The sequence below is a fragment of the Photobacterium marinum genome (genome assembly GCF_000331515.1).
Classification (GTDB): domain Bacteria; phylum Pseudomonadota; class Gammaproteobacteria; order Enterobacterales; family Vibrionaceae; genus Photobacterium; species Photobacterium marinum.
On record NZ_AMZO01000007.1, the window covers coordinates 142,858 to 151,109 of the forward strand.

At 51.2% G+C, this 8,252-nt stretch carries 6 protein-coding genes and 1 tRNA gene; 2 read left to right on the forward strand and 5 right to left on the reverse strand.

All coding sequences use genetic code 11. The features are described from left to right. Positions 1 to 26 precede the first annotated feature (26 nt). Positions 27 to 740, reverse strand: a complete 714-nt coding sequence (gene sfsA / locus C942_RS08115) for a DNA/RNA nuclease SfsA (RefSeq protein WP_007464491.1) — start codon at positions 738 to 740, stop codon at positions 27 to 29. Positions 741 to 777: 37 nt separating this feature from the next. Further along, positions 778 to 1,329 carry an RNA 2',3'-cyclic phosphodiesterase gene (gene thpR, locus C942_RS08120; protein WP_007464492.1) on the reverse strand — a complete coding sequence of 184 codons (552 nt, stop codon included), beginning with the start codon at positions 1,327 to 1,329 and terminating at the stop codon, positions 778 to 780. A 152-nt stretch (positions 1,330 to 1,481) separates the two neighbouring features. Here thpR and hrpB point away from each other — a divergent pair, with 152 nt between their 5' ends. Beyond that, complete coding sequence (gene hrpB, locus C942_RS08125) at positions 1,482 to 3,950, forward strand: ATP-dependent helicase HrpB (RefSeq protein ID WP_007464494.1); 2,469 nt, start codon at positions 1,482 to 1,484, stop codon at positions 3,948 to 3,950. Here hrpB and C942_RS25490 read toward each other — a convergent pair. After that, positions 3,914 to 4,255, reverse strand: a complete 342-nt coding sequence (locus tag C942_RS25490) for a hypothetical protein (RefSeq protein WP_232428153.1) — start codon at positions 4,253 to 4,255, stop codon at positions 3,914 to 3,916. The genes hrpB and C942_RS25490 overlap by 37 nt on opposite strands. Here C942_RS25490 and mrcB point away from each other — a divergent pair. Then, positions 4,239 to 6,506, forward strand: a complete 2,268-nt coding sequence (gene mrcB, locus C942_RS08130; protein ID WP_007464498.1) for a penicillin-binding protein 1B — start codon at positions 4,239 to 4,241, stop codon at positions 6,504 to 6,506. The two genes, C942_RS25490 and mrcB, sit on opposite strands and share 17 nt — an antisense overlap. A gap of 66 nt (positions 6,507 to 6,572) precedes the next feature. Here mrcB and C942_RS08135 read toward each other — a convergent pair whose 3' ends face one another. Further along, positions 6,573 to 7,829 carry an HD-GYP domain-containing protein gene (locus tag C942_RS08135; RefSeq protein ID WP_007464500.1) on the reverse strand — a complete coding sequence of 419 codons (1,257 nt, stop codon included), beginning with the start codon at positions 7,827 to 7,829 and terminating at the stop codon, positions 6,573 to 6,575. 255 nt (positions 7,830 to 8,084) lie between these two features. Then, positions 8,085 to 8,160: transfer RNA gene (locus C942_RS08140), tRNA-Thr, on the reverse strand. Positions 8,161 to 8,252 lie beyond the last annotated feature (92 nt).

The window sequence follows — 8,252 nt, forward strand, 5'->3', positions numbered from 1 at the left end:
TACCAATGTGAAGAAAGCATCATTTTTCACGAGGTTTGGCGGAATTCTATACAATTGTCCAAATAGAGCTCATTCTGGTCCAATACCGCTTTGTAACAGATGATCTCTACACCGGCCTGTTCTGCTTCTTTTATCAACTGATGATAGTCCGGGTCTATATGGTGTGCTGCGGATACTTTTTCAATACCTGAATGCAAAATTGCATAAAACAGCACAGCTCTTTCCCCGCGTTGAGCCACTTCTATCAGCTCCCGGAGGTGCTTTTGCCCCCGGGTGGTTACGGCATCCGGGAAAAATCCTTGACCATTTTCTTCCAGCAAAGTGACACTTTTAACTTCTATGTAGCACGATGGTTTGTCTTCGTCGCTAAGTAATATGTCTATCCTGCTGTTTTCACTACCATACTTTACTTCTGTTCGAAGTGACGAATAGCCTTGCAGTTCTGTGATGGCTTTCTTGTTAATTGCTTCTTCGACCAGGCGGTTTGCCCGGGCCGTGTTGACACAAATCCAGTGTCCTTCCTTGGTTTGAGTGAGCTCCCAGCTATTGGGATATTTCCGCTTCGGGTTATCTGAAGTGGAATACCAAACCGTGCTGCCAGGCTCGGCACAACCTGTCATTGCGCCAGTATTGGCGCAATGCATTGTTTTTACCTCGCCATTCGGGAGCTCGACATCGGCGAGGAAGCGCTTATAGCGTTTAATCAATTTAGCAGCCTGTAACGGTTGGTCAAATTTCATTGTTTATCCTGTTAAGTTATCCCATTGATGTCTGAGTTCACCTGAGCGGCCATTGCTGTAGGCACCGGTATTGGACGCCGGAGCCGTGTGTCGTCTGGCAGGGTTCTGAAATATACAGGCCAAAATGCTGAAAGTGAAAGGAAAGCTGTGGGCTTTGCGGCATTGGGTCCGGACGGCGGGGGAACTGCTTTTTCAGGGTGATATGCGGAATGTAGTCGCGTTCATCTTGCTCTAGCCCGACAGTTTGAGCGGCTGATTTGAGTTCATCCGCCAACAGGTAAAGCTGTGGTGGCGCTTCTTCGCTGCCGAGCCAGAGAATCTTGCTGCGTTTCCAGTAGCGCAATAGTGAACAATGGAGAGTAAACGAGTTAACTGAGATCTGCTTTGTCAGGTTTATCAGCAGGCTTTTTTGCTCCAGCGTGACCTGGCCGAGAAAAGCCAGGGTCAGGTGCAGGTTACGGTTGGGTACCCTGCGCCCGCCTTCAGGAAGCTGGCTGGAAAAATGACAAAGATGGCGGAAGGCCTGCCTGTTTTCGGCGGGCTGATCCAGCGCCAGGGCAAAGAATAGACGTTCGTTCTTACAGTTCATTATGACTCGACTCGGTTGATGAGTGAATGAAATCGTTAGTATCGTCAATAGATAGCGGTATGCTGATATGCCGGATAAATGTTCGGTCTGGTAATCGACTTTCTTGTACAATAGCGTCCAGCGTAATTTGAATATGACACAAGGTTTTCACATTGTCACAGCTGCCTATTGATGCCGTTCTATCTCCGCTGCTTGAGCAGCTTCAATCTCGTTCCCAGCTTATATTAAAGGCCCCGCCGGGTGCCGGTAAGTCGACCAGGTTGCCGCTTGCTATTTTGCAGCAGGGCGGTATCGACGGGCGCATTATCATGCTGGAACCTCGTCGCCTGGCTGCCCGCAATATTGCAACCTACCTGGCTTCTCAGCTCGGTGAGAAGGTCGGCCAGACGATTGGCCTCCGTGTCCGGGGGGAAACCCGGATCAGTGCTGCTACCCGGCTGGAGATTGTTACTGAAGGGGTGATGACCCGGATGCTGCAACAGGATCCGGAGCTGGAAGGTATCGGCCTGTTGATTTTTGATGAATTCCATGAGCGCAGTATCCATGCTGATACCTCACTGGCACTGGCACTGGAGGTGCAGGAAGCGTTGCGTGACGATCTAAAGCTGCTGGTGATGTCAGCGACACTGGATGCTGAAGCGCTGACCACTTTGATGCCGGAAGCCGGATATATCGAATCTGAAGGTCGCTGTTATCCGGTTGAACACCTATATAAAACAGTGGTGGACAGCAAACAGCTCCTTGAAAGTACCGCTCAAGAAATACAAAACCTGCTAAAAAGCGAAACCGGCTCAATGCTGGTGTTTCTGCCGGGGGCGGGGGAAATTCGTCGTCTGGCTGAATTGCTGGAAGAAAGAATTGGCGCGGATGTGCTGGTCTCTCCTTTATATGGGCAACTTAGTGCAACACAGCAGCAACAGGCAATCATGCCGGCACCACAAGGTAAGCGCAAAGTCGTGCTGGCGACTAATATTGCTGAGACTAGCTTGACCATTGAAGGGATCCGTTTGGTTGTCGACTGTGGTCTGGAGCGCATCGCTCAGTGGGATCCTAAAACCGGGATCAGCCGTCTGGAATCGGTGCGAATTGCCCGCTCTTCTGCTGAGCAGCGTGCCGGTCGAGCCGGACGTTTGGAGCCGGGTATCTGCCTGCGCTTGTATAGTGAAGAGATGCTTGCCAGACAGCCAGCAGTGCCGCAAGCTGAAATTATGCGTGCAGATCTGACTGGCCTTGCGATGGAGCTGGCGCAATGGGGTTGCAGTGATGCCGGTGAGTTGCGCTGGCTGGATTTGCCGCCGGCACCGTCTTTGGCGCAGTCGAGGCGTTTGCTGCAAAGCCTCGGTGCGATGGATGAACGTTATCAGCTGACAGAGAAAGGCCAGCAAATCCAGCAGCTTGGTGCTGACCCACGCCATGCTGCAATATTGCTGATGGCAAAACAGCACGGAGCGGCAGTAATGACAACGGCGGCTCTGCTGGTGGCTCTGCTTGAAGATCCGCCGCGCGGAATGAATAACCCGGATCTGCATTTTCAGTTAAACCTGCTGGAAGCGGGGAAATTACCGCGAAGCGGACAGTACCATCAGCGGGCGAAACAACATCTGACTAAGCTGACCGACACCAAATCGTCGGCGTTAAGTGTCGCACCGGAGTGGATTGCTCCTTTAATGGCTGCCGGTTTCCCGGATCGAATAGCGCTTTCCCGTGGCGGTGACGGGCGTTACCAGCTGGCCAACGGCCAGGGCGCGATGCTGTTGCCGGATGAGCCGATGGCAGATGAAGCCATGCTGGTGGTGGCGGATGTCGTGAAAACCCGTCAGGGTGACAGCCGGATATTTTCGGCTATTGCGGCTGACGGGGAGCAACTGCAGGATATATTGCCGCACCTCTTTGTTGAGCGGGAATGGCTGGACTGGGATGATAAGAAAGGCCGCCTGACCGCTGAAAAGCACCTATGTTGTGGTCAGTTGGTTCTGCTGCGAACCCCTATGGGCGAACCGGATCCGGCTAAGGCGAGTGAAGCTCTGCTGAATGCGGTTGTCCGCAAAGGCTTGGCTGTGCTGCCGTGGAACAATCGCGCAGAAAGTTTGTTGCTCAGAGCCCGTTGCGCTGCTGAATGGCTGCCAGAGCTGGAGTTGCCCGTAATGGATGAGGCAACCTTGCTGACTGAAGCTGAGCAATGGCTGCTGCCGTTTATGCATGGGATGAAGACTCTAAAAGCCCTTGATAAGCTGGATTTGGTTGCAGCATTGGAGTCCCGCCTGGGCTGGGATAAAGCTCAGGCGCTGGATGCCGCGCTTCCGACACATTATCAGGTGCCGACTGGTTCTCGTTACCCTATTCGTTATCAGGCCGGTCAAAAGCCGGCGCTGGCGGTAAGGATGCAGGAGATGTTCGGTGAAAAGAGCTCTCCTGTGATTGCCAACGGGAAAGTCCCTGTGGTCCTTGAGCTATTGTCACCGGCTCAGCGACCATTACAAATTACTCAGGATCTGGCCGCTTTCTGGCAAGGTTCTTATCGTGAAGTACAAAAAGAGATGAAGGGACGTTATCCCAAGCATGTGTGGCCGGATGATCCTGCCAATCATGCGCCAACACGTAAAACTAAAAAGTATCTGTAATCTGCTATGGCCGCTCCGGACGGGCGGCCTGTTATTTTTACTTCTTTGTTATTGGCGTTGATGCCTGTGGCAAGGAAGTGGATTTCGGGAATGAAGAAAAGCACCATGATTAAGCTGCCAGTTCGCTTTGCCGCACCTGCACCCAAAAAGCCGGACACGAAAAAGCCCGGAGAAAAGAAACCCGCCACGACCCGGCGTAAACCGGCGGCGAAGTCAGCTAAAACAACGACCAGAAAACGCCCGGCAAAGCGGGGCAAGAAAAAGAGTACCAGAAAGAAGCAATCATCAATGCCACGGTGGCTCAAATGGTTGTTGAGCTTTGGTTTGAAAGTGTCGATTGCAGTGGTTGCTGTACTGCTTGTTGTCGGGATCTATCTGGATAATGTGGTTCGCGATAAGTTCGATGGTCAGTTGTGGAATCTGCCTGCGGTCGTTTACGGTCGTGTGCTGACTTTACAGCCGGATCAGGCGATGACGCTGGATGAGATCCGCCGGGAGCTTGATTTGCTGCAGTACCATAAAGTCAGGACACCGCAGCGGATAGGTGAGTACTCGTCTTCTTCAACCCGGATTGAACTGAACCGTCGTCCTTTTGAATTCGAGGATGGTCATGAGGGCGCTCGCCATGTGATGCTGACGTTTGCTGATAACGAGCTGAAGAGCATCTCTGAGGTGGGAACCAAGCGCCAGCTTGGCTATCTGCGTATTGAACCCAAGATGCTGGGGATGCTGGGCACCAAAGAAGGTGAACAGCGTATCTTCCTGCCGCGGGAGCGGTTCCCTGAGGTTCTGGTTGATGCCTTGCTGGTTACCGAAGACCGCGATTTCTACCACCATGAAGGTGTCTCACCATTAGCTATTTTACGTGCGCTGGTGGTGAACCTGAAAGCTGGCCGGACTGTGCAGGGCGGCAGTACTTTGACGCAGCAGCTGGCCAAGAACATTTTCCTGTCCCGAGATCGAACACTGCTGCGGAAGTTGAGTGAAGCCTATATTGCCCTGATCATTGATTATCGCTACAGCAAGGACAGGATCCTTGAAGCGTACTTAAATGAAATTTATCTGGGGCAGGACGGAGCGAAAGAGGTTCACGGCTTTGCTCTCGGGGCGAGGTTGTACTTTGGCCGTCCGTTGCAGGAACTGCGTATTGATCAGCAGGCCCTGTTGGTGGGGATGGCAAAAGGACCATCTTATTACAACCCGTGGCGTAATCCGGAGCGGGCGCGTCAGCGTCGGGATCTGGTTCTGAGACTGATGATGGATAACGGTATCCTGAATGGTGCACAGTACGAGCAGGCAGCTTCCCGTCCGTTGGATGTTCAGTCTCGCCCTAAGATTGCTAGTCGCCAGCCGGCGTATTTCCAGCAGTTGCAGCGTGAGCTGAAGCAGAAAGTAGGGGATAACTTTACTCCGGGGATTGGCCTGAGGGTGTTCAGTACCTTAGATCCGTTGTCACAGCAGAAAGCGGAAGAGGCTGTGCTGTCTATGGTGCCGAAACTTAATAAGAAAGCGAAAACCAAGGTTGAGAGCGCGATTGTTGCGGTTGACCGCCAGAGTGGTGAAATCCGGGCGATGATTGGCGGCAGCCGGCCGGGTTATGCCGGATTTAACCGTGCTCTGGATGCCAGCCGACAGATTGGTTCTCTGGTGAAACCAGCGGTTTACCTGGCTGCATTACGCAAGCCTGAAAAATTCACCCTGGCTACAACGGTGGATGATAAGCCTATCGTTCTCAAAGGAAGTCGCGGAACGGCCTGGAAGCCGCGAAATTATGACCGTCGCTTTCGTGGTGAGGTGCCTCTGTATTATGCCCTGGCGAAGTCGCTGAATGTTCCGACTGTCAACCTGGGGATGCAGGTTGGGCTGGAGCAGGTGATCAATACCATGGTTCAGCTGGGCGTGGATCGCAATGAAATCCCTAAACTACCATCAATTTTGCTAGGTGCCTTTACGCTGACTCCGTACCAGGTGACCCAGATGTACCAGTCAGTCACCAGCGGTGGGCGTAAGGCTGAATTGACAGCGCTGCGTGCAGTTGTCGATCAGCAGGGGAATCTATTGTTCCAGAGCTATCCGAAAGCCAAACAGGTGGTACCGGAGCAAGCCGCTTGGTTGACAACTTACGGGATGAAGAATGTGGTCAGTCAGGGAACCGCTAGATTTTTGCAGCCTAAGTTCGGTTGGGCGGCGCTGGCCGGTAAAACCGGGACAACTGACAAAGCGCGGGACAGTTGGTTTGTCGGTATTGATGGTCGGGAAGTGGTAACTGTCTGGCTTGGTCGTGACGATAATAAGCCGATTAACCTGACCGGCTCTGCCGGAGCTCTGCGTCTTTACAACAATTATCTGGAGCGTCGTCATCCTGAGCCATTGCGCCTGACCTGGCCTAAGAAGCTAACAACGGTTAAGTATAACCGTCTGCCGAACGGTACCTTAGCGATGGATTGCGCCGGGAATCAATCTTTGCCAGCCTGGGATAAGGACGGCTCGTTGCGTTCTCGATGTGATGGCAGTAAGCCCGCAGGATGGATAAAGGATATGTTCTCTTGGAACTGAGTTTCAGTGAATTACATTCAAACTGATAGTAAATCGCCCGGTTTATACCGGGCGATTTTTTTAGGCTTAGTCATCGGCATCGAAGTAGAACGACATTCGGATGCGTGGATTGAGGTAGGTGTGGACGTTTTCCGGCAGCTTGTGCGGCGGGATTGCCTGTTCAATCCTGAGACCGCTTTCTTCCAGATCGATGATCGGTGCTTCGTTAGAAGGCACTGACGGATCATAGAGTAGCACATTCGGAAATAGCAGACTTTCAGAGTTAACTGAAATCACCAGGCCAAGCTGTTGATTAGATAGTTGGACCACACTGCCTGGCGGATAAACCCCCATCAGGCGAATAAACAGGGCCAGGTAATCGCTGTTGTACTGCTCCTTCTTGTTTTTAAACAGGTAGGAGAGAGCACTGTAAGGGATTCGGGCCTTGTTCGGATCCTGTGGGTGGCAGAGCGTGTCATAAGCATTAACAATGGCTACTAACTGGGCATTGTTGTCAATCTCATCACCTTTAAGCTGGCTCGGATAGCCGCTGCCATCAAGCAGTTCATGGTGCTGGCTCAGGATGGGTTTGGCTGCTTCCGGGAAGCTTTCGGCAAGGTTGGCCAGATCCAGACTGTATTTTGTGTGTAGCTTAAGGTAATTCTGCTCCGGTTCTGTCAATGGCGTTGTTTTACGCAGAATCGCAGAAGGAATTTTGAGTTTCCCCATATCGTGGAACAGGGCACCCAGAGCAATCGTCTTGATTTCCCTTGCGGATTTGCCACAGGACTTGGCCAGCATCATCGATAGAATGGCGACGTTCAGTGAATGAAAGTAGATATCTTCCGACTCTTTTGAATCATTCATCAGGTGGAGAGCGATGCTGTCGCTTTCAAGCAGAGCGTCAACCATATCTTCCACCAGGCCTTCTGCTTCCTGAATAGCGGTGACAGGACGACTTTTGATTTTTCCGACAATGGAGCGCAATTGTCCCATTGAACGGTTAAAGTTTTTCTCGCAGCGTTGTAGCTTGAGTTTGTAGTTTTTCAGCCGGGTGATGCGTCCCTGTTTTTCTTTCCACAGTTTCTCGGCCTGACGATCAAGAAAGTGGCTTTCATCTTCGGTCAGGGCATCTACCGGCGTATCAGGGTCAAGTGGCTTAGTGTCACTTTTTTCAGGGATTAGATAGACAAACTTAACGCCCAGATTCTTGATAAGGCGGATTTGCTGGTGATCTTTAATCTTAAAATGGTTCAGTAGAAAAGGGTGATCAGTCCACTGTAAGGGGAGCTTAATATATAAACCTTCGGTTAAGCGCTCTACTGAGAGTTTGATACTTGCCATTATTTTTAGCGCAACCTGTTATCGTAATATTTATACACCTGTAGGGTTATATGCAGTTTGCCGGAGTCAGTTTGCTTGCGGGAAAACCATGTGCATAGCTATGGCATAAAATGCAGTGATTTAATGAAACTGTAGGCATTCTGCTTATTGCTATCATTGTAAACTATATCTTTGGCGTGGCCCAATATGAAATTCGATGATATTTGAAAGCGAGAGATGAAAAAAAACCTCATCAGATGATGAGGTTTTAAAGAATGGTGCCGACTACCGGAATCGAACTGGTGACCTACTGATTACAAGTCAGTTGCTCTACCTACTGAGCTAAGTCGGCGGTGCGCAGTGATTCTCTATTGAGAAAAACTACTTTGTTTTTATTCTTTTCAAGCTAATGCTTAAATTGAAAAGTGGCTCCCCCTGCGGGAC